Genomic DNA, 25,274 nt, shown 5'->3' with positions numbered 1-25,274 from the left:
GTAGGCGGATAGCTATCCGCCTAGCCGGACCGACCGGAGCAGCTCTCGTGTCTGATCACTCCCCCTACGCCCGCCGACTGCGTGAAATCGCCGACGCGCTCGACGCCGAGTTCCAGCCAACCGACGACGCTCTTACGCCGCACCCCGACACCTTGAACGTCATCAAAGACCGGCACACCAAACGAGGGCAGCTCAACCACGCCGTCCCTGAAGTTCTTCAGTTCCAGCGCCGGATCCGCCGGTGCAACGCCGACACCGACATCCCTCACGGTGACATCGTCGCTCTCGCCCTTGACGCCTGGCTCCGTGCAAAGGGCTACCCACCGGACCTCAAACCGCCGGGGAAGGAACTCCTTTAACCAGCCGTCTCACAGCGGAAGCCACTGGGGCACCGTACGTCACGGTGAGGGAGTACCTGCCAATCACTCCAGGTCCCGTTCTGCCCGCTGCGGGGTGCCCTGGCCAATCTTCATGTCCGCCCCCAGCCGGGCGATGACGCTCGATTCGACATAAGGGTGTTTGCCTTGGTGATAGTCGTCTCGTAGCTGCATTCGTTCGTACCAGTGCCACACAACCAGCTCAAGGCTGTGCTCCACGAGGAAGTTCTGCAGGAAGGTCTTCCTTACCAGAAGCGCCCGGCTTTCATCCCCGGGTTCCTCGTAGTGGGGGAACACGGGTGCGCCCGCAGTATCGAGCCAGCCCGGACCTCGCATATCGAAGGTCAATCTCGCGGCCTGTTGGATGAAGGTCGCAGGCAGGAGAACACTGGCGGTGTCACCAATGGAGCAGTCGACGACCTCGGAGTGGCCAACACGGGCATGATCGGTCTGGCCACCGCGGTCGCGAGCGCCGGCACCGTGGCCGGAGCGATCGCCTTCGCCCGCCTGAAGCGCTCCCCGGGGCCGATGCTGCCCGCCGTCTTCACGGTCTGCGCGGCCGGTTTCGGGGTGATATTCCTCGCCGGCAGCGTCCCGCTGATGATCGTCGGTGCGGTGATCAACTGCCTGGGCACCGGCATGCTGTTGCCGTCGTTGCTCACCAGTGCCATGTCCCGGTTGCAGTACGAGGATCGCGGCCGGGGCACGGGGCTGTGGACATCTGCCTTCTTCGGCGGCTCGTTCGTGTGCCCGCTGGTGCTCCTTGCCCTGGAATCGGCGGTCGGCACGCTGGCCGGAGCCGTGGGGGTTCTGGGGCTGGCTTCCGCGATCGTCGCTGCCGGGCTGCTGGTGGCCCGGCGACAGGCCAGTGCCGCAGAGCCCGGGCCGCTACCCGACCAGGTGGCCTGAGGGCCTGGGCCGCAGCCCTTTGAAGATGTCTTCAGGCGGGAATCCCCGCCCGGCGGGAAATGCTCAGGCAACCGTGACCTTGATCGTGTGCCGGCCGGTCGCCCCGTCGGGCAACGGCTTGTGCACCTGTCCTGTCTGCGCCTGGCCGGTGTTGTCGGTGGCGCGTACCTGCAGGCGATGCTCGCCGGGCGTCGCCTGCCACGGCCAGCTCCACTGCCGCCATGTGTCCACCGACGGCACCGCCGCGAGCTGTGCCTGCTGCCATGGTCCGTCATCCACGCGGACCTCCACCGCGGACACCCCACGATGCTGCGCCCACGCCACCCCGGCCACCATCACCAGACCTTGCTTCAGATGCTTGCCCGCGGCCGGTGTGTCGATCCGCGACTGTGTCTTCACCGGAGCCAGCGCCGCGTAATCCCGCCGTACCCAATAGGCGCTGAAGTCCGAGAAACGACTCAGCTCCAGCTCCGTCAACCACTTCGTCGCCGATACGTATCCGTACAGCCCGGGCACCACCATCCGGACCGGAAATCCGTGTTCGACCGGCAGTGGCTCCCCGTTCATCCCGACCGCCAGCAACGCGTCCCGCCCGTCACGCAACGCTGCCGTCGGCGTACCTGCCGTGTAGCCGTCCACGGAACGGCTCACCACCTGATCCGCCCTGTCATCCGGCTCGACTTCATCCAGCAGACCCTTGATCGGTACCCCCAACCACCGCGCGTTACCGACCAACTCGCCACCGACCTCATTGGACACACACGCCAGCGTGATGTAGCGCTCCACCATCGGCCGTGCCAGCAGTTGCTCGTACGTCAATGTCAGCGGCCGTTTCACCCGGCCATGAATCCTCAGCCGCCAGTCCTTCGGTTCCATCTGTGGCACCGTCAAAGCGGTGTCGATCCGGTAGAAGTCCGCGGTCCTGGTCACGAACGGCTCCACTCCGGGCACGCCGACGGAGACCTTGGCGGGCAGTGGCGGTGCCGGGCTCGACGGGGACGGAAGAACCACCGCGGCCCGGGCCGCGGCCACACGTTGTGCCCAGAGCCGACGTCCGCCCGGTACAGCCACCGCGGCCGCGCCGATCGCCCCGACCGCCAGCGCCAGAAACCGTCGTCGGCCCGACGGCTGTCCCGCGCCGTCCACCACCGAGATGCCGGTGTCCGACGACGGCGAACGGGCACCCTGCAGGGGGGTGTGGGTTCCCTGCGCCGCCACGGCCGTGTCCAGGCCGGTGCCGTCCCCCAGGTCCTGCGCCGATACCGCAGCACGGCGTGGCAGGGTGCGACGCAGCAGCACCAGAAGGCCGGCAGCGGCCAGTGCACCGGCCACTGTCGGCAGAGGGTACGCCCACGTGGCGCTGGGCCGGGTGGCTGACGCGAGTACGCCGATCACCCCGAACACAGCGACGCCGACCAGCCCGTACCAGAGCCGGCGCATGGCCAGTACACCGATGAACGCGGCGAACACCGCCAACACCAGCACGATTCCCGCCTGCAGCGCCAGTTTGTCGTACGTGTAGAACACCGCGACGGCGAACTCCTTGACCGGAGTCGGCGCGGCGTCCACGGCGACGCCACCTACCGCCACGAGGGGCGCTGAGGGCCCGCCCGTCGCAGCTGCCACCAGCTCACCGACGCCCAGGGCGAGTGCGGTGGCCGCGACGCCGGCAAGCTCGCCATACCACTGCTTGGGCGGTCTTCCCGGTGCCGGCCGACCTGTCTTCTGAGTCTCCATGTCGATACCGGACGTCTGATCGGCGCTTACCGGCTCACCCGGCGCAGCCGGGCGAAGCCGACACCCAGCACGACGAGACCGACGATCGCCACGATCGGCCCGACGACCGCCCACAGCGTCACGCCGCTCATCGCCGAGCCCTTCATGACGTCGAGTCCCTGCAAGGTCCAGCCCACGCCGACAAAGGCCAGGAGTGCGCCGAGGCCGAGGACGAACCAGTTCTTCTTCATGGGGTATCTCCAGGTGGGGAGCCGAAGTTCTCGACAACGAGCGTGACGGTTCTGAGGCCGAGGCGGCGACAACGGTTGGTTGGACCCCGTCGTCAACCGATCGACGTACGCACGCCCCCACCGGTGCGTGGACGTTCCTCGGCGCCGAGTCGGGCACCGTGGACGTGGGCGCCCGTAAACGTGGACGTGGCCGCCCGTAGACTGGCGGCCAGATCTCTGCGGGCGAAGGTGGACAGGGCGTGGCAGTACGCAGCACCGTCGACTTCGGTTACCGCTACCGCGTCGGATGGCACGTCCTCGTAGGCGCCGTCGCGATACCTCTTGCCATTGCCATAGCGGCCGACGTCACCGTGGCGCTCGGACAACGCCTGCTTGCCCTCGGTACGCTCGCTGTCATCGTCGCCTGCTATGCCCTGGTCGCTCCGCGAGCCATGGAGAACCGCGACGAGCGTTGGGGTGCGGCCTACTTCGCCGTCCTGGCGGTCGTGTTCCCGCTTCTGCTCGCCATCGCCCCGATCGGTGGCGCACTGCTGTTCGCGCTCTGCCCACAGTTGTTCGTGATGGTCGCGAGGTGGCGGGTACGTCTACCGCTGTTGTCGATCCTCTACGCCGAACTCGCCTGGGCCATGGTGGCGCGGGCCGGAGTCAGCCGCTACACGCTGGCGATGGTCGGCGTGACCGTTCTGGTACCCATGACCGTGACGATCCTCGTGGGCGCCTATCTGACCGGCATCCGCGAGCAGAACCGCAAGCGGGCCGCGCTGATCGAGGAACTGACCCGGACGCGGGCCGCACTGGAACGCGCGGGCCACGAGGCAGGCGTCCACGCCGAACGTGAACGCCTGGCCGCCGAGATCCACGACACCCTGGCACAGGGCTTCACCAGCATCCTCATGCTCGCCCAGGTCGCACGGACGACCCTGCTCCGTGATCCGACGGCCGCCGACGGGCAGCTCGACATCCTGGAGAAGACCGCCCGCGAGAACCTCGCGGAGGCACGCTCGCTGATCGCCGCATCGGCCCCGGTCGACCTGACCGGTCGCGGACTCGCCGATGCGCTGGACCGGCTCGCCGCCCGGCATACGCGCGACACGGGTACGCGCGTCGAGGTGTCGATCGTCGGCGAGCGGTCCGGCGCACCCACCGGCACCGACATCGCCCTGCTGCGCACCGCGCAGGAGGCCCTGGCCAACGTCGGCAAGCACGCCGCCGCCACGGCGGTGCGGATGGAGTTGCGCCACGATTCCGGCCTCATGGCGCTGGCCGTGACCGATGACGGCCAGGGCTTCGACCCGGCCGCCGTCCGGGGTGGATACGGCCTGCTCGGCATGCGCACCCGCGCCTCCAGCCTCGGCGGAACCTGCACGGTGCGATCGGCTCCTGGCCAGGGCACCACGGTGCGGGTCGAGCTGCCGCCGGCCCCGGCCGAGCAGGCGGCGCACAGCCTGCAGCCTGTGCTTGATCTCAGCTCCACACGGTCGACCACTGAGCGAGCGGAACCGCCTCGATGACTGTCCACATCCTGATTGTCGATGACCATCCCGTCGTACGCTTCGGCCTCCGCGGCATGCTCGAGACCTACGACGACCTGCGGGTCGTCGGCGAGGCCGGCTCCGGCGACGAGGCGATCGTCCTCGCCGCCGCGACGCGCCCGAACGTCGTCCTCATGGACCTGCGGATGCCGGGTACCGATGGCGCCACCGCGACGGCGCGCATCCGCCAGGAGCACCCCGGCATTCGCGTGCTCGTGCTGACCACCTACGAAGGTGACGCCGACATCCTGCCGGCGATCGAGGCCGGCGCCACCGGTTACCTGCTCAAGGACACCCCGATCGGTATCCTGACCGACGCGATCCGGGCGGCGGCCCGGGGTGAGAGCGTCCTGGCCCCGCCGGTGGCCGCCCGGCTGGTGACGCACATGCAGGCGCCGGCCAGGGAGCAGCTGACCCCCCGCGAGGTTCAGGTACTCGGCCTCGTCGCGCGGGGTCTGTCCAACGGCGAGATCGGTCGGCAGCTGTACATCGGCGAAGCGACGGTGAAGACGCACCTGCTGCGGACGTTCGTCAAGCTGGGTGTCAACGACCGCACCGCAGCCGTCACCGTCGCCCTCTCGCGCGGCGTCCTCACTCCACCACACCGGTGATCTTCGCGTGCGGGACTGTAAAGCGAACGGCTCTGGCCCGTAGTCGGTGGTGACACCGGGTGGTCACGCTTGGCCGGTGATCTTGTGATGAATGTCAACTCCCTTTCCAGCAGGGTGTTTTTCCAGCCCGTACTGGTCGGGCCGCGCCGGTGTCCCGTTCGATGGCCTGGAGGCGGTTGTTGAGCTGTTGGCCGCTGCCATTGATGGAGGCGAGCCGGCAGCGGTGCGGGAGGGCGGCGGCACCCGTGCCCGCCGCTCTGCCTCGTCACCGATGGGGCCCTCGGATGGGATCACTGATGAGTGGTCCGTCGGGACCCGGGAAAGAACCGGTTGGTGACGCGCTGATAGCGCATGTAGTCGGGGCGTCGTTGCCGGCTGAAATACTCGGCGGGAACGGCGCCGGTGTAGTGCACGAGCATGTGGTACGTGGTCCAGGAGATCCAGGCCAGAGCGAGGGCCGTGAGCAGGCCGAAGACGATGTGATGGTGTGGCCAGCGGTCGATCAGCACGGGCAGCGACAACAGGATGAGACTGTTCCACTGCATCCACTGACCGAAGTAGTTGGGGTGACGGCTGTAGCGCCACAGCCCGATGTCGCAGGTGCGGCGCACACCGTCTCGTCGGGTACGGTCGGCGAAACGGGCCTTCTGCAGGTCCGCCACCGATTCGAAGACCCAGAACACCGCCCACAGCGCGATCGCCGCGACACTCACGACATCGAGGCGGGCCGTGCGCACGGTGGCGAGCGCGGCCGGGACCGCGAGCACAGCGATGTTGGCGCCGCACTGGACCATGATCTCGACCTGGAGCGACACCTTCTCGTTGCGGAACCCGTCCCGCTCCCAGCGGCGCCGCTGGTACTGGTACCGCGGCAACTCACCAGGCAACCGCTTGAACACCATGAATCGCAGCGCCCAGGCGCCCATACGCATGCCCATCAGCAGGTAGATCGCCGCAGTGGCGACAGCCGCAGGCGAATCCAGGCCGCCGAACACCAGGACCTGCACCCCGATCAGGGCCAGGCCCCACGGCCAGGCCACATCCACGTAGGACATGAACCCGGTGCGGTGGGCCGGCAGACACGCACCCACGACGAAGACGGCCAGTTGCACAAGCAGGTTGCAGACCATGAACCCCGTGAGGTCGCTCTGAAGTGCAAGGGCCGCGAACATCACGACGTAGATCGCGAACGGCATTGTCCGCCTCACTGTGGCCATGGCAACTCCCTCCAAAAGTGAGACACTGATGCACATGTGTCTCGCCAGATCGGGTGAGACAGTAGGACGGTGATGTCTCAAATGCAAGAGGTTCCGGCTCCGCTGCCCCCGGATGAGCCGGTGCTGCGCGCTGCGGTCGCGATGTTCCTGCGGGACGGCTGGATCGACGCACGGGCGCTGGCTGCCGAGGCCGGCATCGGCCGCGCCACCCTGTATCGGCGTTACGGCGACCGCGACCGCCTGATCGGCGAGGCGATCTGGGCGATCGCCACAACCGAGTTCGCCCAGCTCTACCCCCGGAGCCGCGGGCAAGGCGCCGACAAGGTCGCCGACCTCGTTCACTCCATGCTGACCACCAGCGCACAACTGCCGGCCATGCGTCGGTTCGTCGCCGAACACCCCGACACCGCACTACGGGTGATGACCTCGCGTGACGGCGTCATCCAGGGCCGCATAGTCGAGACCGTCAGCCGGCTCATCCAGTCCGAGATCGGCGAACCCGACGACATCGACGCCCCGACCCTCGCCTACGCCGTCGTCCGGGTCGCCGAGTCCTTCTATTACCGCGAGCTCCTCACCGGGCAGCCCACCGACATCAGCGCCGCCACCACCATCATCCGCAGACTCCTGCGCTGACCGGCCGGCCTGGCCTCGACCACGTGTGCGTGGTCGAGGCCAGGCCGGATACGGACGGACCGGAAGTGCCCGCCGCCTGTGGGCTCGGTGGCAGGTCCACGAAGCCATGGACCGTCACTCCTCCCGTTGTCCGTGACCACACACTCCTAGGCCTCCTGGAGTCCGCCCCCCACCACCACGGCTTCGACCTCAAGCGAGCCTTCGACGAAAGTTCGGTCACGACCGGCCACTGCACTACGGCCAGGTCTGCTCGGCCATGTCCCTGCTGCTGGAGAACGGCCTCGTCCAGGTCGACGGGATCGAGGCCGGTAGCGGTCCTGAGCGCAAGCGGTACGCCAAAAGCAACTGCCCCCATCCCTTGGACGCCCGCCTGGGCACCAGCTGACCCGCTCGCCCGCCGACAGCAAGAGACCCCGGAGGACTGCTCCTCCGGGGTCTCTCTGACGCTACGAGTGTCCGGCCGGTTCAAAGACCGGCCGCGGCTGGTATCAGGCCCCTTCCATGCCCAGCTCCCGCAGCTCGTCCCGCTGTTCCTGTGCAAGCCGGTCGCGCCTCGATTTGGTGTTCGAGAGCCACACCCCCAGCTTCACGACGACCGGCTCCCCCTCGCCATCGACCGCGATTTTCTCGGCATGCCCGCGCGGTACGGGCCGGTGGACGCCTTCCCGTTCCACCCACTGTGCGAGGCCCGCCAGACCGCCCTCGGGCCGAAAGCCTCGTCCATGACCAGGATCCGGGACATGCCGCTGATCAGGACGGTCAGCGTGGCGGGTGAGGAGGCCTCGCCGAGGGGCGACCCGCGGACACCGACGGCCTGTGGTCGGCGAGCAGCGATGAACTCGATCGCGAGCGCAGAGCCGTGCGGTTCACTGCTCAGTTCCCACAGCACGCACTGGCCGGAGCTCTTCCAGACGTCGCGGGTCCGCCTCCGCACCCACGCCTGAAAATGGCCCAGAACAGTTCTCCGATGATGCCGTAGTAGAAGACAAGCGCCGGATCGGCGTCCGCGCGGACGGTGACCTTGCGGATCGTGACCACGGCGTAGCCCTCCTCCGGCATCAGCTGCACAGCACGAGCGGAAAGGCATGGATCGTGCCCGTCACCTCACGCCGGACTGAAGGCCAAGTTCCCGGGCGGACCGGCCCCTGCCCAAGTCCGCCGTGACTTCCGGCACATCTGCTGGAAGACCGCCCACCCGGCCCGAGCACCGAAACCTGCACGGCCCCGGCCCCTGGACGACCGCGAGGCTGCAGGAACACCGCTCCGACCCGATGCCACGACGCGCGCACACCCGGACAAATCGGAAGCTGTGCCAAGGTGTGCCCTCCCGACCGCCCACGTGGCCTCGCGCCCGGTGACGGATTCTCGGGCTGCCGGACGTTGTGGCTGAGAATGGTCTAGTGCAGGTGTGACAGGTGATGCTTGGTGCCGATGCTACGGATGCGGCGCTTGGCTGTGCTGGTCCGGGGACTGAACCTGATCGGCAGTGCAAATCTGAGAGGGCGGCAGGGCGTGGAGTTGCTGGACACGGCGGATCCGGAGGCTGTTGGTGGTTATCCACTGCTGGCGCGGCTCGGTGAGGGTGGAATGGGACGGGTGTATCTGTCCCGGACCGTGTCGGGGCGTCCGCTGGCGCTCAAGACGGTGCGTGCCGAGTTCGGACGGGAGCCAGGCTTCGAGGAGCGATTCGCGCGGGAAATCCGGAACAGCGACCGGGTGCGCTCGGCCTGGACGCCTGCGGTGGTGGACTACAGCCCGGCGGGGCAGCGCCCGCAGTGGCTCGCCACCGAATACGTGGCAGCGCCGTCCCTGGCAGAGTGGGTGCGGCGATACGGCCGGCTGTCCGAGCAGTGCGTCCTAGCACTGGCGGCCGAGCTTTTCGGGGCGCTGGCAGCGGTACACGGGGCGGGGCTGGCCCACCGGGATGTCAAGCCGTCCAATGTGCTGTTGGGCCGCCGTAGTCCTCTGCTCATCGATTTCGGGATCGCGCGCGCGACGGAGGACTCGCGTCACACGAGGACCGGGGGTGTGATCGGTTCTCCCGGCTATCTGGCGCCGGAGCAGGTGAGTGCCGGGGAATCGGGTGCACCGGGTGACGTCTTCTCTCTGGCTGCGGTATTGGTGTACGCGGCGACGGGACGGGGCCCTTTTTCCAGCCCGAACGACGAGTTCTCGCCTGCGGTGCAGCTTTACCGCATCGTGCATCAGGAGCCGAACCTCGACGGCGTTCCGGCGGCCCTGGTCCCGCTCTTGCGGTCCTGTCTGGCCAAGGATCCCGAGCAGCGGGCCACGCCCGGCACCGTCAGCGTGCTGTTGGAACGCTTGGGCGGCCGGTGCGGTACCTGGCCGCAGTTGCTGCCCGAGGGGCTGGAGAGAGATCTCGCCGTGCGGGAGGAGGAGGCGCAAGCGTTGATCTCCGCAACAGTGCAACTGCCGTCTGTGGCGGCTGTGTCACGTGAGCCCGAAGACGGCCCGGCTTCCGCCGACGCAAAGACCGCCGTCCTGCCGCCTGTCGGCGCCGTGCGACGGTGGGTGTCCGGCCGTACCGGCCGGGCGGTCGCCGGGACCATGGCCGTGGCCTTGATGGCCGCGGCGGGCACGTTCCTCGTGCGGTATTCCTCCGACGATGACGCCTCCGACGGGACGTCTGCGCCGTCATCCACTGCCACCGATGACGCCTCCGACGGGACGCCTGAGCCGACATCCACCGCCACATCGCTTCCCGAGGCCTGGGCAGGTACATGGGTCGGCACAGGGCCGGGCAATCCCACTCCTGACGACTCCACTGGGCGCCCCACCGACCAGTTCACCGTCACTTTGACTCTCCACCCGGCAAAGCGATATGAGCTGGTGGGCAAGCAGGTCAGCAGGGTGACCGAAGTGGGCCTCAAACGTGAGCTGGGATGCACCGATACCCTGCGACTGCAGGAGATACGCAAGGCGTCGATGGTCCTCAAGGCGGTCAGCAGCGACTCCACCGAAGAGGAGGCCGACGTCTCCTGCCCCAACGGCACTATCTACATCGTCACGATGACCGGCCGAGACACCCTGGGCCTGCGCGTCGAAGGTGACCAGTCCGCCGGGGCGCCGTCCACCCTCACCCGGCGCTGACGGCTGCGCCCGCCGACACGGCGGTGCCGAGCCCTTCCCATCCAGCGCCGGCTTCGCCGAGGTCATGACGCTCCGTTGCCTCCGCCCTCCGGTACGGACTTCCAGTTGCGACCTCGAACTGCACACCCAGCTGCGCTCCCCGCTCATAGTGATCACGCTCGGTGGGTTCCACAACGGCGCCAACGACCTCACCCATGCCGAGCACGTGCATCAGCTCACCAGCGTGAGCGACCGGATCGAACGGGTCGACACCTGGATCTTCCCTCAGCGTTGGCGCCTGTTCCGCCGTAGCGGATGGAACCGGGTCCGTCGTGCCGGGAAGGTCACCCTGCATCGGCTCGCCCCGGCCACTCACCTCGGGCCGCGCAGCTACATCAGCCCGGACCAGCTGCCCGAGGGCCCCAGTCATCTCGACCGCACCACGGGCACCGTGATCGCGCCCATCCGCGCCCGGCACCGCGCGACCGCCGTGACGGAAGACCCATTGCCATGAGGCCTCGACCAACGCGCGGCGCAGGAGCGCGCCCGCAGCGCCTCTGCGGGGAGAGGTCGATGCCTCCGGCGTCTTCCATCATCTGGCCTCCTCCTTGTCACAGGCCCGAGGGCGAACGAGCTCAAGTCGCATCGTGCCTCTGGGCGATCGACGTCTCCAGCCGTCGAACCACGATCTGTGTTCCCTGAGACGCCATCCGATTTCCGAACGTGATCGGGTGGTTCGGCGTGGGTGGGCATGAACTCCGCTTTGTAGCAGGCGAGATGGGCGTAGTTCGTCCGTTCGTCTCGCTTGTGGAGGTGTCTGGCTTCGGTGCCTTCCTGACCTACGCCCTCAACCAACGGGCCGTACGAAGAGAACGCCGGGCGAAGACCTTCGCCGAGGCCTTGATGGCGGTCGAGGAGTACCTGGAGATGCCGTACCGCATACGGCGCCGCCCACGGAGTCCTCATCCGCCATACGGCAACAACTCACCGACGAGATCAGCAGTCTGCTGGCACGAATGGCCTTCCACCAGGCGTGGATCCAGATCGAAGGTCACGACCGTCGCGGGCCCGTACGCAACGCTCGTGGCCACGGCGCGAGCGGAAGCCGGCCCGCAGATGAGCCTGGGCCTTCCCCCGATACACGCAGCTCAAGCAGGCGATCGTCGCCGCCGGCCCGGGACCGGCCGGCGAACCTTTCCAGCCAGAGCAGCAGCAACTGCTCAAACCGGCTCCACGCGGCGGTCGCCCGTCCGGCGTCGGCTGCGGCCTGGCAGTGTCATCTGCCTGTGCAGGGCATAGCCCCGCCCTCATTCCGGCGGACGGGAAATCGTAGGCCGACCGGCCTCCATCATCTCGGCGACCCGGGCCGCCGTCTCCCGCAGCCACATGTGCGCCGCGTCGTGCATATGGACCGGATGCCACCACAAGGCCTGCTGGATCGGCACGGCGTCATAGGGCGGTTCCATGATGCGGACGTGTGCGAGTCCGTCCAGCTCGTCGGCGAGACGCCTCTGAAGGAGAGCTACTCGGCGGGTGCCCGCGACCAGGAGTGGCATCAGCTGGAAACTGTCGACGGAGACCGCGACGCGCGGCTCGATGCCGAGCGTCGCGATCTGGCGGGCGGCGGGGGCGTCGTAGGCTCGTTGGTACGTCACCCATGGCAGTCGGGCCAGATCGTCGAAGGTGAGCTGCTCGCCGACCTCGGGGTTGTCGTCGGCGACGAGGAAGACCCAGCTGTCCTGGTAGAGCTCGACCATGGGGAAACCGCGAATGATGCCATGGGGCAGCAGTAGCCCGTCCACGGTGCTGAGCAGCGACCCGGTGCTGTCGATGAATTCGTTCGGTACCTGTTTGAACCTGAGCCGGATGCCTGGTGCCTCGGCCTCGATGGTGCGGGCGAGTTCGGTGCCGAAGACGGCAACCGCGTAGTCCGAGGCGATCAGCGTGAACTCATGTTCCTCGCGAGAGGGGTTGAATTCGGCCTGACTGGCGAAGACGCGCTCCAGCAGGTCGCATGCGGTGGTGGTTCGGTCGAGGAGGGCCTGCCCGAGGGCGGTCAGTTCGTACCCTCCGCCCACCCGGGCGAGGAGGTCGTCGTCGAAGTGGCGGCGCAGCCGGGCCAGGGCCGCGCTCATCGCGGGTTGGCTGAGCCCAATGCACTGGCCGGCCCTGGTGACGTTGCGCTCCTGCAGGAGGGCGCGTAGGGCAACGACGAGGTTGAGGTCCAGGCTGGCCAAGTTCACGAAGCATCCCAATTCCGGAGCCGGCACCATCGGTATTCACCGGCTGGATTCTCATATACAGGAAATCGATTTCCCTGATTGCAATCTACTGGGCCAGATTAGTGGCACCGCAATCGGGAGGAAATCTCCGTGACATCCGCAGCCACGTCGGCACCCTTCACCCCCTTCTCCGGACCGTTCGCCATCGGCACCCTTTCGGCACCGGGCGAGACCAGGTTCCCGAGCCTCGTGACGCCGGACGGCCGAGCGCTCGACCTGCGCACGGCACTGGACGAACCCGCGCTGACCACGCTCGCGCTCCTGGAGCGCTGGGACGAGGAGCTGCCGCGGCTGCAGACCCTCGCCGGGGACCCGACGCGTGACTGGCGACCGCTGGCGGACCTGACGGTGCACGCGCCCGTCGAGCCCCGGCAGATCTTCCAGTCCGGCGCCAACTACCGCCAGCACGTGATCGACCTGGCGGTCGCACACCGCGCCCCGGACGCCCCGGGCACCATCGAGGAGGCCCGCGCCCAGGTCGCGGCGGTCATGGACAAGCGGGCCGCCGAGGACCTCCCGTACGTCTTCATCGGCCTGCCGACCACGATCAGCGGCCCCTACGACGACGTGGTACTTCCCACCTGGGCCGAGAAGCCCGACTGGGAGCTGGAACTGGCCGCGGTGATCTCCCGCCCCGCCTACCGGGTCACCGTGGACGAGGCGCTGGAGTACGTCGCGGGCTACACCATCGCCAACGACCTCACCGACCGCGCGACCGTCTTCCGCCGGGACATGCCCCCGATCGGCACCGACTGGCTGCGCAGCAAGAACGCCCCCGGCTTCACCCCGCTCGGCCCGTGGATCGTCCCGGCCGGCTCCATCGCCGACACCTCCGACCTGCAGGTCACCCTGAAACTCAACGGTGAGGCCATGCAGGACGAGTCCACCAGCGACATGATCTTCGGCGTCGCACGGCTGGTCTCGTACATCTCCCAGACCGCCCGGCTGCTCCCCGGCGACCTCGTCCTCACCGGCAGCCCGGCCGGCAACGGCATCCACTGGGGCCGACTGCTGCGCGACGGCGACGTGATGGACGGCTCGGTCACCGGGCTCGGCGCCCAGCGCACCCGCTGTGTCGCGGAGAAAGAGCAATGAGCCCCGCCCATATCGACCGTACGGATCCCGAGGCGGCGATCGCCGAGGCCGCGAAGGCGTACTCGAACTGGGGCCGCTGGGGCGAGGACGACGTGCTCGGCACGCTCAACTTCCTCGACGAGGCCAAGCGCCGCGAGGGCGCGGCCCTGATCCGCGACGGCGTCAGCTTCTCCTTGTCACAGGCCTTCGACATGGACGGCCCGCAGAACGGCTGGCAGCGGCGTACGAACCCGGTGCACACGATGCTCGCCACCGGCACCGACGCCGCTCTGGGCGGCCAGGGCTTTCCGCACGGTTTCGGTGGCGCCGACGACGTGATCGCCATGCCCTTGCAGTGCTCCACCCAGTGGGACGGGCTCGGGCACATCTTCGACCACGGCAAGGCGTGGAACGGCCGCCCGGCGGAGAAGGTCGTCACCTCCGAAGGCGACCTGGTCACCGGTGTCGAGCACATGGCTCCGCACGTCGCCGGGCGGGGCGTCCTCCTCGACGTGGGCCTGGTCGTCGGTCAGGACGGCGAACTGCCCGACGGTTTCGCCATCACCGAGGAGCACCTGACCGCGACCGCCGCCTCGCACGGTGTGACCGTCGGTCGTGGCGACCTGGTCCTCGTGCGCACCGGGCGGCTGGCCCGCGCCCGTCACGAAGGCTGGGGCGACTACGCGGGCGGGCCGGCACCCGGGTTGAGCTTCAGCACGGCCGGCTGGCTGCACCGCAGCGAGATCGCCGGGATCGCCACCGACACCTGGGGCTTCGAGGTGCGGCCCAACGAGTTCGACCACGCCTTCCAGCCGCTGCACCAGGTCGCCATCCCCCACATCGGCCTGCTCATCGGTGAGATGTGGGACCTCGACGCCCTCGCCGCACATTGCGCCGGCGACGGCCGGTACGAGTTCTGGCTCACCGCCGCACCACTGCCCATCACCGGGTCCGTCGGCTCACCGGTGAATCCCATCGCCGTCAAGTAACGCCCTGGACCGCCGGGCGGGCCGCGCCCGGACGGCTACGCCACCCTCGCCCGCCCGGCCCGCAACACCCCCCCCTTGCCGCTCGAACTCGCGCGGCACTAGCTACGGGAGAACCCATGAAGGACCCCCGCACCGTCCTCGTCATAGGCGGCGGCGCGTCCGGCAACGCCGTGACCGTGCTGCTGCAGCGGGCGGGCATCGCTGTGGAACTGATCGAGGCCAAGCCCGACTGGAACGTGCTCGGCTCCGGCATCACCCTCCAGGGCAACGCGCTGCGCGTGCTGCGCGAAGTCGGCGTGTGGGACAAGGTCCGGGAGAGCGGCAGCGCCGTCGACGCCGTCGGCATGGCCGCGCCCGACGGGACCGTGTTCCACGTCCAGCAGGACTTCCGCACCGGTGGGGAAGACCTGCCCTCGATCTTCGGCATGCAGCGGCCCCGGCTCCAGGAGATTCTGTGTGAGGCCGTCGTCGAGAGCGGCGCGACGGTACGCCTCGGCACCACCGCCGAGGAACTGGTCCAGGACGCGTCCGGCGTCACCGCCCGGTTCAGCGACGGCACCGAGGGCCGCTACGACCTTGTCATCGCCGCCGACGGCGTCAGCTCCCGCACGCGCGCGATGATCGGCATCGGCGACAAGCCCGAACCGACCGGCATGGCCATCTGGCGCGTCCCCGTGCCCCGCCCCGAGAGCGTGGAGCGCATGACCCTGGCCTACGGCGGACCGTGCTACATCGCCGGCTACTGCCCCACCAGCAAGAACACCATCTACGCCTACCTCGTCGAGGCCAACCGCGACCGCGCCTCCATCGACCCGGCCTCGTACGCCGACGAGATGCGGCGGCTGGCCGCGCCCTACGGGGGTGCGTGGCCGGAGATCGCCGCGAGCATCACCGACCCCGCCGAGGTCAACTACACCTGGTTCGACCGGCTGCTCGTCGAGGGCTCCTGGCACCGCGGCCGGGTCGTCCTGATCGGTGACGCGGCCCACGTCTGTCCCCCCACGATCGCCCAGGGCGCGGCCATGTCGCTGGAGGACGCCTCCGTACTGGCCGAGATGCTGAGCGAGGAGCATGACTGGAGTTCCCTCGACGCCCTCCTGACCGGCTTCTACGAACGCCGGATCGGCCGTGTCCGCATGGTGGTCGAAGCATCCGTGCAACTCGGTCAGTGGCAGATGGACGGCGCCCGTGACGCCGACGCACCCGGGCTGATGAGCCGCACGATGTCCGCCCTGCAGGAGACCCCGTGAACGCCGTGAACCCCGTGAGTTCCCAGAACAGCGCACCCACGATCGACGTCCACGCGCACGTCCTGCTCCCTCAGGTCGAGGAAGCCGTCGCCGGACACCCCGGGCTGGCCGCGGCCCGCGATCTCGACGCCCGCCGCAACGGCCCCGAGGCCATCGCCGTCAGCGGCCCGATGTTCCGCGACCGCTTCCCGAGGCTGACCGACGTCAAGGCCCGGCTCGCCGCGATGGACGCCTCCGGGGTCGACGTCCAGCTGGTCTCGCCGTCTCCGTCGCACTACCACTACTGGGCCGACGAGGACCTGGCCCGTACCCTGTGGGAACTGGCCAACGAGGGCACCGCCGCGCACGTCGCCCAGGCCCCGCAGCGGCTGCACGGCCTCGGCCTCGTCCCGCTCCAGCACCCGGGCCTCGCCGTCGAAGCCCTCGAACACGCCCTCGGCCTGGGCCTGCGCGGTGTCGAGATCTCCAGCCACGCACCGGGACGCGAACTGTCGGACCCCGCGTACGAGCCGTTCTGGACACGGGCCGAGGAAACCGGCGCGATCCTCTTCCTGCACCCCTTCGGCTGCACGCTCGACGAGCGCCTCAACCGGTGGTACCTGTCCAACACCGTCGGCCAGCCGACCGAGAACGCCGTCGCCCTGTCCCATCTGATCTTCTCCGGGGTCCTGGACAGGCACCCGGGGTTGCGCATCGTCGCCGCCCATGGCGGCGGCTATCTGCCCACCCACATCGGCCGCTCCGACCACGCCTGGCGGGCCCGCACCGACACCCGCGGCTGCGCGCACCCGCCCAGCAGCTACCTCAAGCAGCTGTACTTCGACTCCCTCGTCCACGACCCGGACGTCCTGCGCGAGCTGATCCGCGTGGCCGGCCCCGACCGGGTACTGCTCGGCTCCGACTTCCCCTTCGACATGGGCACCGACGACCCGCTCGGCGCGCTGCGCGACGTCACGGACCTGCCCGCCCCCCACTTCCACGCCGTACGCGGCGGCAACGCGGCAGCGCTGCTCCGCCTTGTCTGAAGCGTCCGAACCGTCTGAACCGCACAGAGGAGAACCCCCACCATGAGCACACGTCTGCTCACTCACCTGCGGCACGTCGACCTGGCCGTGCCGGACTACGACAAGCAGCTCGACTTCTACGCCGGCGTCTGGGGCCTGACCAAGGTCGCCGAGGACTCCGGCATCTCCTTCCTGGCCGCCGAGGGCTCCCCCGAGCAGTACATCGTCCGGCTCCGCAAGGCCGAGGAGAAGCGCCTCGACCTCATCTCCTACGGCGCGGCGAACCCCGCCGACGTGGACACGCTCGCCGAGCAACTCCTCGCGGGTGGAGTGCAGTTGATCTCCCAGCCAGGCAAGATCGACACCCCCGGCGGCGGCTACGGCTTCCGCTTCTTCGACATCGACGGCCGCACCATCGAGGTCTCGGCCGACGTTGAGGCGCGCCAGCACCGTCGTATCGAGGAGAAGGAGTCCATCCCGGTCCGTCTCTCGCACGTCGTCCTGAACTCCCCCAACATCAACGCCACCCGCGCCTGGTACGAGCAGCACCTCGACTTCCGGCTGTCCGACACGATGGCCTTGCCGCACATGGGCGACGTCATGCACTTCATGCGGATCAGTAACCAGCACCACTCCATGGCCATCGCCAGCGGCCCGCACACCTCCCTGCAGCACCTCTCCTTCGAGATGCGCGGCATCGACGAGTACATGCGCGGCTCCGGCCGCGTGATGCGCTCCGGCGCCCGCAAGATCTGGGGCCCCGGGCGCCACATGGCCGGCGACAACACCTTCACGTACTTCCTCGACCCGCACGGCAACACCGTGGAGTACACCACCGAGCTCGAAAAGCTGGACGAGGACACCTGGCACCCGCACATCTACGACCTGACGAAGCCCGAGAACGGCGACCAGTGGGGCACGTCCAACCCGATGAACGAGATGGTCGCCAAGGAAATGCTCAACGACGTCGACCGCGGCGTCTTCGTCGCTCCGCCGGTCTGACCCCTTGACCCCGGGGGCTCGGCGCACTCCCCCGCCTGCCATGCCGCCGGGCCCCCGGCCTGTGTCAACCCACCCAGCTCCCTAGGAATGCCATGCGCTTCGCCACGTACGAACAGCACGGCCGCAGCCGTGTCGCCACCGTCGAGGACGACGGCACCCTCTACCCCTGCCCCGGCACGGGGACGCTTCTCGACCTGATCCAGGCGGGCCCCGAGGCGCTGCGCGAGGCAGGCAACGCAAGCCTGGACGTGCCGCGCGGCCCAAACGTCTCCCAGGTGGGACTGCTGCCGCCGCTCCAACCGCCGTCCGTACGCGACTTCATCACGTTCGAGGAGCACGTCGAGGGTGTACGGCGAAACATCGACGGAGTCCCGGGCGCCCCGGACGCCTGGTACGACGCGCCCACCTTCTACTTCACCAACCCCTACGCCGTCATCGGCGCTCACGACGACGTCCCCGTGCCTCCCGGCAGCCAGGTGCTGGACTTCGAACTCGAAGTCGCCGCGGTCATCGGCCGCGAGGGCCGCGACCTCACCCCCGAGCAGGCCCGCGACCACATCATCGGCTACACCATCTACAACGACTGGTCCGCCCGCGACCTCCAGTCCCGCGAGATGCAGGTCAGCCTCGGCCCCTGCAAGGGCAAGGACACCGCCACCACCCTCGGCCCCCACCTCGTCACCGCGGACGAGCTGGAGCCCTACCGCGACAGCGACGGATTCCTGCGCCTGGCGCTGACCGCCGAGATCAACGGCGAGGTCGTCGGCAAGGACCTGCTGTCCAACATGAGCTGGACCTTCGAGGAGATGACCGCCTACGCCTCCCGCGGCACCTGGGTCCGCCCCGGCGACGTACTCGGCTCCGGCACCTGCGGCAACGGCGGCTGCCTCGCCGAACTCTGGGGCATACGCGGCCGCCAGGACCCGCCGGCGCTCAAGCCCGGCGACACCGTCACCCTCACCGTCGAGGGCATCGGCACCGTCTCCAACACCGTGGTACCCGGTGCCGAACCGGTACCCGTCCCTCGCGCCCGTAGACGCTCCCGAACGCGCCCGTGAACCGCGCGGCGGAGAGCAGGCCGGCCGACAAGGTCGTCGTCACCGGGGCCGTGCACGGGCAGGGCACGGTCGAGGCACCGGCCCGGGCGGGAGCCGACCGCCACCGATGTGACACAGGCACCCGGCCCACTGCGTCACCCCCAGAATGATCGACGCCGAGGGCCACGCGCGGCGACGTGCTCGCCGACGACCACCCCGATGCGCGCCGTCGGCCGCCACATCCCACTCCGCCGGACCGGCCCTCCTGACGAGGCCTCGTACTTCACCGGCGCCAGCCTCGACGGCGGCTGGGCGACTGCGCTCTGCCCCGCTCCTCCGTTCGCCCCCCCGGCCGACCTCCGGCTGAAAGGACCCGCACGTGAACAAGGTCAGCGCGAGCGCCGCCGAGGCGGTCGCCGACATCTGCGACGGTGCCTCGCTCGCCGTTGGCGGCTTCGGCCTGTCCGGCATACCGGCCACCCTCATCGGCGCCCTGCACGTCCAGGGCGCCACCGGCCTGAAGGTCGTCTCCAACAACTGCGGCGTAGACGGCCAGGGACTCGGCCTCCTGCTGGCCGCCGGCCGTATCAGCCGTGTGACCGGCAGTTACGTCGGCGAGAACAAGGAGTTCGCCCGCCAGTACCTCAGCGGCGAGCTGGAGGTCGAACTCGTACCGCAGGGCACCCTGGCCGAGCGGCTACGGGCCGGCGGGGCCGGCATCCCGGCCTTCTACACACCGGCAGGCGTGGGCACCCAGGTCGCTGACGGCGGCCTGCCCTGGCGTTACGCGGCGGACGGCGGCATCGCCCTCGCTTCCCCCGCCAAGGAGAAGCGCTCCTTCGGCGGCCGCACGCATGTCCTCGAACACGGCATCACCACCGACTACGCGCTCGTCCGCGCCTGGCGCGGCGACACTCACGGCAACCTGGTCTTCAACAAGGCCGCCGCCAACTTCAACCCACTGGCCGCCATGGCCGGCCGCATCACGATCGCCGAGGTCGAGGAACTCGTCGAGCCCGGCGAGCTGCCCCCCGACGCGATCCATCTGCCGGGCGTCTTCGTCCAGCGGGTCCTCGCCCTCACGCCCGCGCAGGCCGCCGACAAACCGATCGAAAGGCGTACGATTTCCGCGCCCCAGGCACGAGAGACGGTGCACAGCTGATGCCCTGGACCCGCGACCAGATGGCCGCCCGCGCCGCCGCCGAACTCACCGACGGCTCCTACGTCAACCTCGGCATCGGCCTGCCCACCCTCATACCCGGACACCTCCCGCCGGGCGTCCACGTCGTCCTCCACTCCGAGAACGGCATCCTCGGCACCGGGCCCTACCCCAGTGAACGCGACGTCGACCCCGACCTCATCAACGCCGGCAAGGAAACCGTCACCGTGCTCCCGGGAGCGGCCTTCTTCGACTCCGCCCTGTCCTTCGGCATGATCCGCGGCGGCCACATCGACACCGCCGTGCTCGGTGCCATGCAGGTCTCCGCGACCGGCGACCTCGCCAACTGGATGATCCCCGGAAAAATGATCAAAGGCATGGGTGGTGCCATGGACCTCGTCCACGGCGCCCGCCGCGTCATCGTCCTCATGGATCACACCGCCAAGGACGGCAGTCCCAAGATCCTTGACGAGTGCACTCTGCCCCTCACGGGCCAGGCATGCGTCCACCGCGTCATCACCGACCTGGGCGTCATCGACGTCACCGACGACGGCCTGCTCCTCGTCGAAACCGCCCCCGGCGTCACCCACCACGACATCACCGCCGCCACCGCCGCGAAACTGCACACCGCCGCTTGAGGCAGGTCAACGACGACCAAGGTTGAGGAACCCACCATGGAGAAACTTCCCGCCAAGCGCGGCCGCGTCGCCGTGATCGGTGCCGGACCCGGTGGCATGGCCGCCGCACTCTCCGTCCATCAGGCCGGCCACGACGTCGTACTGTTCGAGCGCTACCCGCACGCCAGACCCGCCGGCAACATCCTCAATCTGTGGCCGCCCCCCATCAAGGCACTCGGGCTGCTCGGCGTGAACACCGAGGACCTGGGTGCGCCCTGTACGTCCGAGTTCCGCAACGCCCGCGGCCGCCGCCGGGTCCGCGCGGCCCTTCCGGAGCAGGTTGTCCGCGACTACGGCGGCGGCTTCGTCGGCCTGCTGCGCCCCGAGCTGTACGAGCGGCTGCTCGACGCGCTGCCCAAGGGAGTCCTGCAGGTCAACCACACGGTGGAGCGCGTCGAGCAGGACGAGAGCGGTGTTCGACTGCTCCTCGCGGACGGACGAGTCCACGAGGCGGACCTCGTAATCGGCGCGGACGGCATCGATTCCCTGGTCCGCCGCACTCTGTGGGGCGACAGCCCCAAGCGCGAGCACAACCTGCACATCTTCGGCGGCTACACCTTCGACGACAGCGTCGAGACCGAGCCCGGGATGTGCGTCCTCTCCCACACCCGCACTGTGCAGGGCAGTTGGACCGCCATCCGCGACAAGGGACGTGACGGCCACCAGTGGTGGGTACTCGAAGCGTTCGACGCAGGCCGGGAATTCACCGGGGACCTGCACTCGACCGCGACCAGCCTCGGTCAGGCCTTCGCCCGTCCGCTCCCCCAGCTGATCGCCGCGACCGACCCCGCGCACGTTCAGCGCTGGGTGATCCGCGACCGCAAGCCGCTGAAGCAGTGGTCCAAGGGCCGCGCCACCCTCGTCGGCGACGCCGCTCATCCCACCTCCCCGTACGCTGGGTACGGCGCCGGTATGGCCACCGAGGACGGCTACTTCATCGGCCGCCGCCTCGCAGGGGTGGACCTGAGCGACTACGCCGCTGTCCGCCAGGCACTCGACGCCTTCGAGGCCCCCCGCAAGCCGCACACCGCCCGGCAGTCCCAGCACGCCTACGCCCTCGGGCAGGTCTTCCATCACGCGCCGCGCGCTCTGCAACCGATCCGGGACGCGATCCTGGACCGCACCCCGCTGATGCAGAAGGTGGTCGGTGACTCCACCCCCACTTCGATCCTCACTCAGCTCGAGGAGATCGACCGGACCGAAGCCCGCTTCACCGCGCTCCTCCGCCTCGGCGAGACACACGACACCGCTTCCTGAACCACGTTGCTGGGGCCGCGCCCGCGCCCGGCGGGGCTGGCCCCAGAACAGCAGGCCGCCAGACGCACGCCCCGGCACAGAACGCCAAGCGTTCAACGGGCAGTCGAGAACAACCTCTCCTACGCTCCGCGACCGTCGGTCAACGCATCGCTGGGATCCGCTCGGAGGTGGCCGAGCGCGGACTGGGGTTCGCCGCCGACAACCCGGCCACCAGTCGGGTCACGGGTACGCCGAGCACCACGGCGATCGAGAACAGTGTGTCCACCATGGGATTGCCCGGCCCTGCTCCAGACCGACCACAAGGCGTACTCGTCCTCGACAACTTCGCCCTGGAAAGCGGTGGCACGAAAGCCGACCTGTCAGCGGCAATAATCACCACGTTGGACCTGCCCGACCACACGGCGCTGCGCTCGTCTCAGGCGCTGGTTGACCTTCGGCTACGCCCTCCACACCTGCCTCGGCGCACCACTGGCCCGGTTGGAGTCCCGCGTCGTCCTGGAACAGTTGCTGGTGCGCTTCCCCGACCTGCGGCTCGCTCGCGGCTACCGCCGTGAGCCCGCTCCGGGCCTGGTCATGGTCCGCCGCCCGGCTCGGCTCGACATTTGCTCTGATCTGAGCAGAGCTTCTCCCGAGGACGGCACCGTGTTCATCGGCTACGGCGCGCTCGGCAGGCCGGAAGAACCTCGCCCGCCACGAGGGCGTCGGGCGGGCCGCGGAGCAGCTCGGGGCCGGACAGCCGACGCTCACCACGCGATCAGCCGGCACCGTCATCGAGGGGGTGTGCTTGCCCGCAGAACGACGTTCGTGGCGACCGGTACGATCCGCGGGGCGTCATCGTCGGAGAGCGCGAGCTCCATCGCACGGAGCCCGACCTGCTGCAGAGGAACGTTCACGGACGTCAGCTCCGGGACGACGTCCACCGCCGGGCCGATGTCGTCGAAGCCGGCGACGGCGATGTCCCGGCCAGGGGCAAGCCCGGCGTCGCGGAATGCGGTCATCACACCGATCGCCATGACGTCGCTGACCGCGAAGACGAGTTCCGTGCCGTCCAGACCCCGCCGGACGAGCTCCCTGGCCGCCGCACACCCCCCTCGGCGACTGAACTCGGCTTCGACCACCAGCCGCTCGTCGACGTCGATGCCGAACTCGCGCACGCCCTCCACGAAACCGCTGCACCGGTCACGGGACGTCCTGAGGCCGGTCCCCGCCCGGACCACCGCGAACCGCCGGTAGCCGAGCCCTACCAACGCGCGGGCAAGCTGCCGCGCTCCACCGTAGTTGTCGATACTGACGGTGTGGAACGGCAGGTCGTGCTGGCTGATCAGGACTACGCTGCCGCCCGCTTCCCGGTAGGCGTCGAGCTCCTCGACGAGTGCGTCGCGGGCATCGGCGCCGTCGACGCGGCTGCCGGTCATGATGATGACGCGGGGGCGCATGCCGCGCAGTGTCCCGACGATCTGGAGTTCCCGTTCCGGGGAGCGGTCCGCGACCGCCATGGTCACGATGAGTCCGGCGGCCTCGGCTGCCTGCATGACACCTGCCGCGATGGAGGAGAAGTACGGGTCGTCGACACCGCTGACGACCAGCGCGGCGATGTTCGTCGAACCCCGCGCGATCGCCTGGGCGGACAGGTGCGGTGCGTAGTCCAGTTCCGCAGCCGCGGTGAGCACACGGTCGACGTTCTCCTGCCGGACGTTGCGGACGCTGCCGTTGAGCACCCGCGACGCCGTCGCCTGCGAGACGCCCGCTGTCCGCGCCACATCATGCAGGGTCACCTGGCGCCCCTCGGATACGGCCTCCCCGCGACGCCGTACAGGCGCTGCCGCTCCATCTTCCATGCCGCACATTGTGCACCGAGCCGCCCAGCGCCTGGAAGTCGCGGAATCACTACCCAGGGTCACTCCGTAGGCCGGTGCGCCTACTGCGCCGCACATGCCTTGCGGAATCCAACCGGGCCGACGCGACCACCTTCCAGCCGGGCGACCGTATCCCGAGTCGGTCCGGGCGACCGTATCCCGAGTCGGTCACCGGCACTTTCGTCCACACCTCGGCGGCCTGGCCGGGGATATCCTCGGGTAGCGTCGACGGCGGCTCGTTTTCGTGTGCGGGAGGGACGGCGCGATGCCCCATTCAGCCAGGCCGACCGTCACCCTGCGTGACGTGGCGGCGGCCGCCGGTGTGTCGGTTTCGACCGCGTCGCGAGTGCTGGGCGGCAGTTCCCGGACGGTCGCGGAGGAATACAGGCAGCGGGTCGTCTCCGCCGCGGCCGCGTTGCGCTACACCGCGGACGCCGCGGCCCGGTCGATGCGGCGCGCGAACGACTCGATCGCGGTCGTCGGCGACGATCTCACGACCCCGTCGATGGGAATGGTCGCCGCGGCGATGGAACGGCGAGCGCGCGACGCAGGTGCGTTCGTGACCGTCTCGTCGACCCACGGCACCGCCGAGCGGCAGCTCGAAACCGTCCGGTTGCAGCGTGCTCTGCGGCCGCGTGCGCTCATTCTGACCTCGAGCCGCCTCGACACGAACGCCCTCGGCGGGCGCCTGCTCGACGAGTTGCTCGGCTACGAACGCGAGGGCGGCCGGGTAGTGATCGTCGGTGACACCGACATGCCGTTCGACTCCATCAGCTTCGACAATCACGGCCCTGCGAAGGAATTGGCCACCTACGTCGCCGGGACGGGGCACCGGCACGTGACGATCCTGGCCGGCGCGCGCGGGCAGGGGAACGTCTCGGCCCGTACCGCGGGCTTCATCGCCGGTCTCCGCCATGGCGGCATCGAGGAGCGGCACATCCGGATCTCGCACTGCACGGTGAACCGCCAGGGGGGGTTCGATGCGGCGCGGCGGCTGGTCGCCGAGGGGCTGGAGCCGCCCCACGCGGTCCTCGCCGCCAACGACACCATCGCCATCGGCGCGATGTCCGCCTTCCGTACTGCCGGGGTGGCGGTGCCGGACGAGGTCTCGGTGACCGGTTTCGACGACATCGAGCTCGCGATCGACGTGACACCGCGGCTGACGACCGTGTCGTTGCCGCTGGCGCAGGCAGGTGCCGAGGCGGTCCGCCTCGCGCTCGCGGACCGTACGGAAGCAGCGCATCTGATGATGCGCGGGCAGGTCGTGGTGCGCGACAGCACGGCGATCCGCGTCGTCTGAAGCGCCCTCGAGCCCGACCGCGCCGCCGGGTCACTCCGGCCAACACAC

The 25,274-nt window shown here is 69.2% G+C and carries 25 protein-coding genes and 1 pseudogene; 18 read left to right on the top strand and 8 right to left on the bottom strand.

Annotation, left to right across the window (positions count from 1 at the left end; translation table 11 throughout):
- Positions 1–47 precede the first annotated feature (47 nt).
- On the top strand, positions 48–359 hold the full coding sequence (locus tag ACIREI_RS43345) for a hypothetical protein (protein ID WP_403345551.1): 312 nt from the start codon (positions 48–50) through the stop codon (positions 357–359).
- A 63-nt stretch (positions 360–422) separates the two neighbouring features.
- On the opposite strand, the gene ACIREI_RS43340 is transcribed toward ACIREI_RS43345, so the two are convergent.
- Positions 423–725 (bottom strand): hypothetical protein, encoded by a 303-nt coding sequence (locus ACIREI_RS43340; RefSeq protein ID WP_403345549.1) that lies wholly within the window; start codon positions 723–725, stop codon positions 423–425.
- Between the two features lie 78 nt (positions 726–803).
- On the opposite strand from ACIREI_RS43340, the gene ACIREI_RS43335 reads away from it, so the two are divergent.
- Positions 804–1,286 carry an MFS transporter gene (locus ACIREI_RS43335; RefSeq protein WP_403345547.1) on the top strand — a complete coding sequence of 161 codons (483 nt, stop codon included), beginning with the start codon at positions 804–806 and terminating at the stop codon, positions 1,284–1,286.
- A 63-nt stretch (positions 1,287–1,349) separates the two neighbouring features.
- Here ACIREI_RS43335 and ACIREI_RS43330 read toward each other — a convergent pair whose 3' ends face one another.
- Together ACIREI_RS43330 and ACIREI_RS43325 are read right to left on the bottom strand one after the other, a co-directional pair.
- The gene (locus tag ACIREI_RS43330) at positions 1,350–3,023 is read right to left on the bottom strand and encodes a molybdopterin-dependent oxidoreductase (RefSeq protein ID WP_403345545.1); all 1,674 of its coding nucleotides are present in this window, start codon (positions 3,021–3,023) and stop codon (positions 1,350–1,352) included.
- 26 nt (positions 3,024–3,049) lie between these two features.
- Entirely contained in the window at positions 3,050–3,253 is a 204-nt protein-coding gene (locus tag ACIREI_RS43325) for a hypothetical protein (protein ID WP_062705398.1), read from the bottom strand.
- Positions 3,254–3,492: 239 nt separating this feature from the next.
- On the opposite strand from ACIREI_RS43325, the gene ACIREI_RS43320 reads away from it, so the two are divergent.
- Together ACIREI_RS43320 and ACIREI_RS43315 are read left to right on the top strand one after the other, a co-directional pair.
- On the top strand, positions 3,493–4,764 hold the full coding sequence (locus ACIREI_RS43320; protein WP_403345543.1) for a sensor histidine kinase: 1,272 nt from the start codon (positions 3,493–3,495) through the stop codon (positions 4,762–4,764).
- Complete coding sequence (locus ACIREI_RS43315) at positions 4,761–5,396, top strand: response regulator (protein ID WP_403345541.1); 636 nt, start codon at positions 4,761–4,763, stop codon at positions 5,394–5,396. Before ACIREI_RS43320 ends, ACIREI_RS43315 begins: the two co-directional genes overlap by 4 nt.
- 290 nt (positions 5,397–5,686) lie before the next feature.
- Here the strand turns inward: ACIREI_RS43315 and ACIREI_RS43310 are convergent, their stop codons facing one another.
- Positions 5,687–6,613 carry a DUF1295 domain-containing protein gene (locus ACIREI_RS43310; protein WP_403345539.1) on the bottom strand — a complete coding sequence of 309 codons (927 nt, stop codon included), beginning with the start codon at positions 6,611–6,613 and terminating at the stop codon, positions 5,687–5,689.
- 72 nt (positions 6,614–6,685) lie between these two features.
- Here ACIREI_RS43310 and ACIREI_RS43305 point away from each other — a divergent pair, with 72 nt between their 5' ends.
- A complete protein-coding gene (locus ACIREI_RS43305) occupies positions 6,686–7,249 on the top strand; it encodes a QsdR family transcriptional regulator (RefSeq protein ID WP_403345537.1) in 564 nt (187 codons plus the stop codon).
- 155 nt (positions 7,250–7,404) lie between these two features.
- A pseudogene (locus ACIREI_RS43300) lies at positions 7,405–7,586 on the top strand (PadR family transcriptional regulator); the annotation flags it as partial.
- 249 nt (positions 7,587–7,835) lie between these two features.
- Here ACIREI_RS43300 and ACIREI_RS43295 read toward each other — a convergent pair.
- Positions 7,836–8,183, bottom strand: coding sequence for a hypothetical protein (locus ACIREI_RS43295; protein ID WP_403345536.1), 348 nt, complete (start codon positions 8,181–8,183; stop codon positions 7,836–7,838).
- Between the two features lie 521 nt (positions 8,184–8,704).
- On the opposite strand from ACIREI_RS43295, the gene ACIREI_RS43290 reads away from it, so the two are divergent.
- Complete coding sequence (locus ACIREI_RS43290) at positions 8,705–10,360, top strand: serine/threonine-protein kinase (RefSeq protein ID WP_403345637.1); 1,656 nt, start codon at positions 8,705–8,707, stop codon at positions 10,358–10,360.
- A gap of 64 nt (positions 10,361–10,424) precedes the next feature.
- A complete protein-coding gene (locus tag ACIREI_RS43285; protein WP_403345534.1) occupies positions 10,425–10,853 on the top strand; it encodes a hypothetical protein in 429 nt (142 codons plus the stop codon).
- A gap of 793 nt (positions 10,854–11,646) precedes the next feature.
- Here the strand turns inward: ACIREI_RS43285 and ACIREI_RS43280 are convergent.
- Positions 11,647–12,582, bottom strand: coding sequence for a LysR family transcriptional regulator (locus tag ACIREI_RS43280; protein WP_403345532.1), 936 nt, complete (start codon positions 12,580–12,582; stop codon positions 11,647–11,649).
- Positions 12,583–12,711: 129 nt separating this feature from the next.
- Here ACIREI_RS43280 and ACIREI_RS43275 point away from each other — a divergent pair, with 129 nt between their 5' ends.
- From ACIREI_RS43275 to ACIREI_RS43235, 9 genes are all read left to right on the top strand, one after another.
- Complete coding sequence (locus ACIREI_RS43275; RefSeq protein ID WP_403345530.1) at positions 12,712–13,716, top strand: fumarylacetoacetate hydrolase family protein; 1,005 nt, start codon at positions 12,712–12,714, stop codon at positions 13,714–13,716.
- Entirely contained in the window at positions 13,713–14,684 is a 972-nt protein-coding gene (locus tag ACIREI_RS43270) for a cyclase family protein (RefSeq protein ID WP_403345529.1), read from the top strand. The genes ACIREI_RS43275 and ACIREI_RS43270 overlap by 4 nt, the downstream gene beginning before the upstream one ends.
- 116 nt (positions 14,685–14,800) lie before the next feature.
- Complete coding sequence (locus tag ACIREI_RS43265) at positions 14,801–15,934, top strand: FAD-dependent oxidoreductase (protein WP_403345527.1); 1,134 nt, start codon at positions 14,801–14,803, stop codon at positions 15,932–15,934.
- Complete coding sequence (locus tag ACIREI_RS43260; protein ID WP_403345525.1) at positions 15,931–16,959, top strand: amidohydrolase family protein; 1,029 nt, start codon at positions 15,931–15,933, stop codon at positions 16,957–16,959. The genes ACIREI_RS43265 and ACIREI_RS43260 overlap by 4 nt, the downstream gene beginning before the upstream one ends.
- A gap of 42 nt (positions 16,960–17,001) precedes the next feature.
- Positions 17,002–17,940, top strand: a complete 939-nt coding sequence (locus tag ACIREI_RS43255) for a VOC family protein (RefSeq protein ID WP_403345524.1) — start codon at positions 17,002–17,004, stop codon at positions 17,938–17,940.
- Between the two features lie 92 nt (positions 17,941–18,032).
- Positions 18,033–18,998, top strand: a complete 966-nt coding sequence (locus ACIREI_RS43250; RefSeq protein WP_403345522.1) for a fumarylacetoacetate hydrolase family protein — start codon at positions 18,033–18,035, stop codon at positions 18,996–18,998.
- Positions 18,999–19,356: 358 nt separating this feature from the next.
- On the top strand, positions 19,357–20,139 hold the full coding sequence (locus tag ACIREI_RS43245) for a CoA transferase subunit A (protein ID WP_403345520.1): 783 nt from the start codon (positions 19,357–19,359) through the stop codon (positions 20,137–20,139).
- The gene (locus ACIREI_RS43240; RefSeq protein WP_403345518.1) at positions 20,139–20,774 is read left to right on the top strand and encodes a CoA transferase subunit B; all 636 of its coding nucleotides are present in this window, start codon (positions 20,139–20,141) and stop codon (positions 20,772–20,774) included. The genes ACIREI_RS43245 and ACIREI_RS43240 overlap by 1 nt, the downstream gene beginning before the upstream one ends.
- Positions 20,775–20,810: 36 nt before the next feature.
- Complete coding sequence (locus ACIREI_RS43235) at positions 20,811–22,070, top strand: FAD-dependent oxidoreductase (protein WP_403345516.1); 1,260 nt, start codon at positions 20,811–20,813, stop codon at positions 22,068–22,070.
- A 139-nt stretch (positions 22,071–22,209) separates the two neighbouring features.
- On the opposite strand, the gene ACIREI_RS43230 is transcribed toward ACIREI_RS43235, so the two are convergent.
- The gene (locus ACIREI_RS43230) at positions 22,210–22,338 is read right to left on the bottom strand and encodes a hypothetical protein (RefSeq protein ID WP_279617164.1); all 129 of its coding nucleotides are present in this window, start codon (positions 22,336–22,338) and stop codon (positions 22,210–22,212) included.
- 499 nt (positions 22,339–22,837) lie between these two features.
- Complete coding sequence (locus ACIREI_RS43225; protein WP_403345514.1) at positions 22,838–23,845, bottom strand: LacI family DNA-binding transcriptional regulator; 1,008 nt, start codon at positions 23,843–23,845, stop codon at positions 22,838–22,840.
- 385 nt (positions 23,846–24,230) lie between these two features.
- Between ACIREI_RS43225 and ACIREI_RS43220 the strand changes: the two genes are divergently transcribed.
- On the top strand, positions 24,231–25,226 hold the full coding sequence (locus ACIREI_RS43220) for a LacI family DNA-binding transcriptional regulator (RefSeq protein WP_403345512.1): 996 nt from the start codon (positions 24,231–24,233) through the stop codon (positions 25,224–25,226).
- The last annotated feature ends 48 nt before the right edge of the window (positions 25,227–25,274 follow it).

Origin of the sequence: Streptomyces sp. NPDC093591 (assembly GCF_044764885.1) — a bacterium.
Classification (GTDB): Bacteria; Actinomycetota; Actinomycetes; order Streptomycetales; family Streptomycetaceae; genus Streptomyces.
The sequence above is the reverse complement of the archived record's forward strand: the minus strand, read 5'-3'. Positions and strand labels throughout refer to the sequence as shown.

Coding starts and splice junctions, on each gene's coding strand:
- ACIREI_RS43235 (WP_403345516.1), top strand. CDS start 20,811: ATGGAGAAACTTCCCGCCAAGCGCGGCCGCGTCGCCGTGATCGGTGCC.
- ACIREI_RS43270 (WP_403345529.1), top strand. CDS start 13,713: ATGAGCCCCGCCCATATCGACCGTACGGATCCCGAGGCGGCGATCGCC.
- ACIREI_RS43285 (WP_403345534.1), top strand. CDS start 10,425: ATGACGCTCCGTTGCCTCCGCCCTCCGGTACGGACTTCCAGTTGCGAC.
- ACIREI_RS43315 (WP_403345541.1), top strand. CDS start 4,761: ATGACTGTCCACATCCTGATTGTCGATGACCATCCCGTCGTACGCTTC.
- ACIREI_RS43240 (WP_403345518.1), top strand. CDS start 20,139: ATGCCCTGGACCCGCGACCAGATGGCCGCCCGCGCCGCCGCCGAACTC.
- ACIREI_RS43230 (WP_279617164.1), bottom strand. CDS start 22,338: ATGGTGGACACACTGTTCTCGATCGCCGTGGTGCTCGGCGTACCCGTG.
- ACIREI_RS43255 (WP_403345524.1), top strand. CDS start 17,002: ATGAGCACACGTCTGCTCACTCACCTGCGGCACGTCGACCTGGCCGTG.
- ACIREI_RS43250 (WP_403345522.1), top strand. CDS start 18,033: ATGCGCTTCGCCACGTACGAACAGCACGGCCGCAGCCGTGTCGCCACC.
- ACIREI_RS43265 (WP_403345527.1), top strand. CDS start 14,801: ATGAAGGACCCCCGCACCGTCCTCGTCATAGGCGGCGGCGCGTCCGGC.
- ACIREI_RS43330 (WP_403345545.1), bottom strand. CDS start 3,023: ATGGAGACTCAGAAGACAGGTCGGCCGGCACCGGGAAGACCGCCCAAG.
- ACIREI_RS43310 (WP_403345539.1), bottom strand. CDS start 6,613: ATGGCCACAGTGAGGCGGACAATGCCGTTCGCGATCTACGTCGTGATG.
- ACIREI_RS43305 (WP_403345537.1), top strand. CDS start 6,686: ATGTCTCAAATGCAAGAGGTTCCGGCTCCGCTGCCCCCGGATGAGCCG.
- ACIREI_RS43325 (WP_062705398.1), bottom strand. CDS start 3,253: ATGAAGAAGAACTGGTTCGTCCTCGGCCTCGGCGCACTCCTGGCCTTT.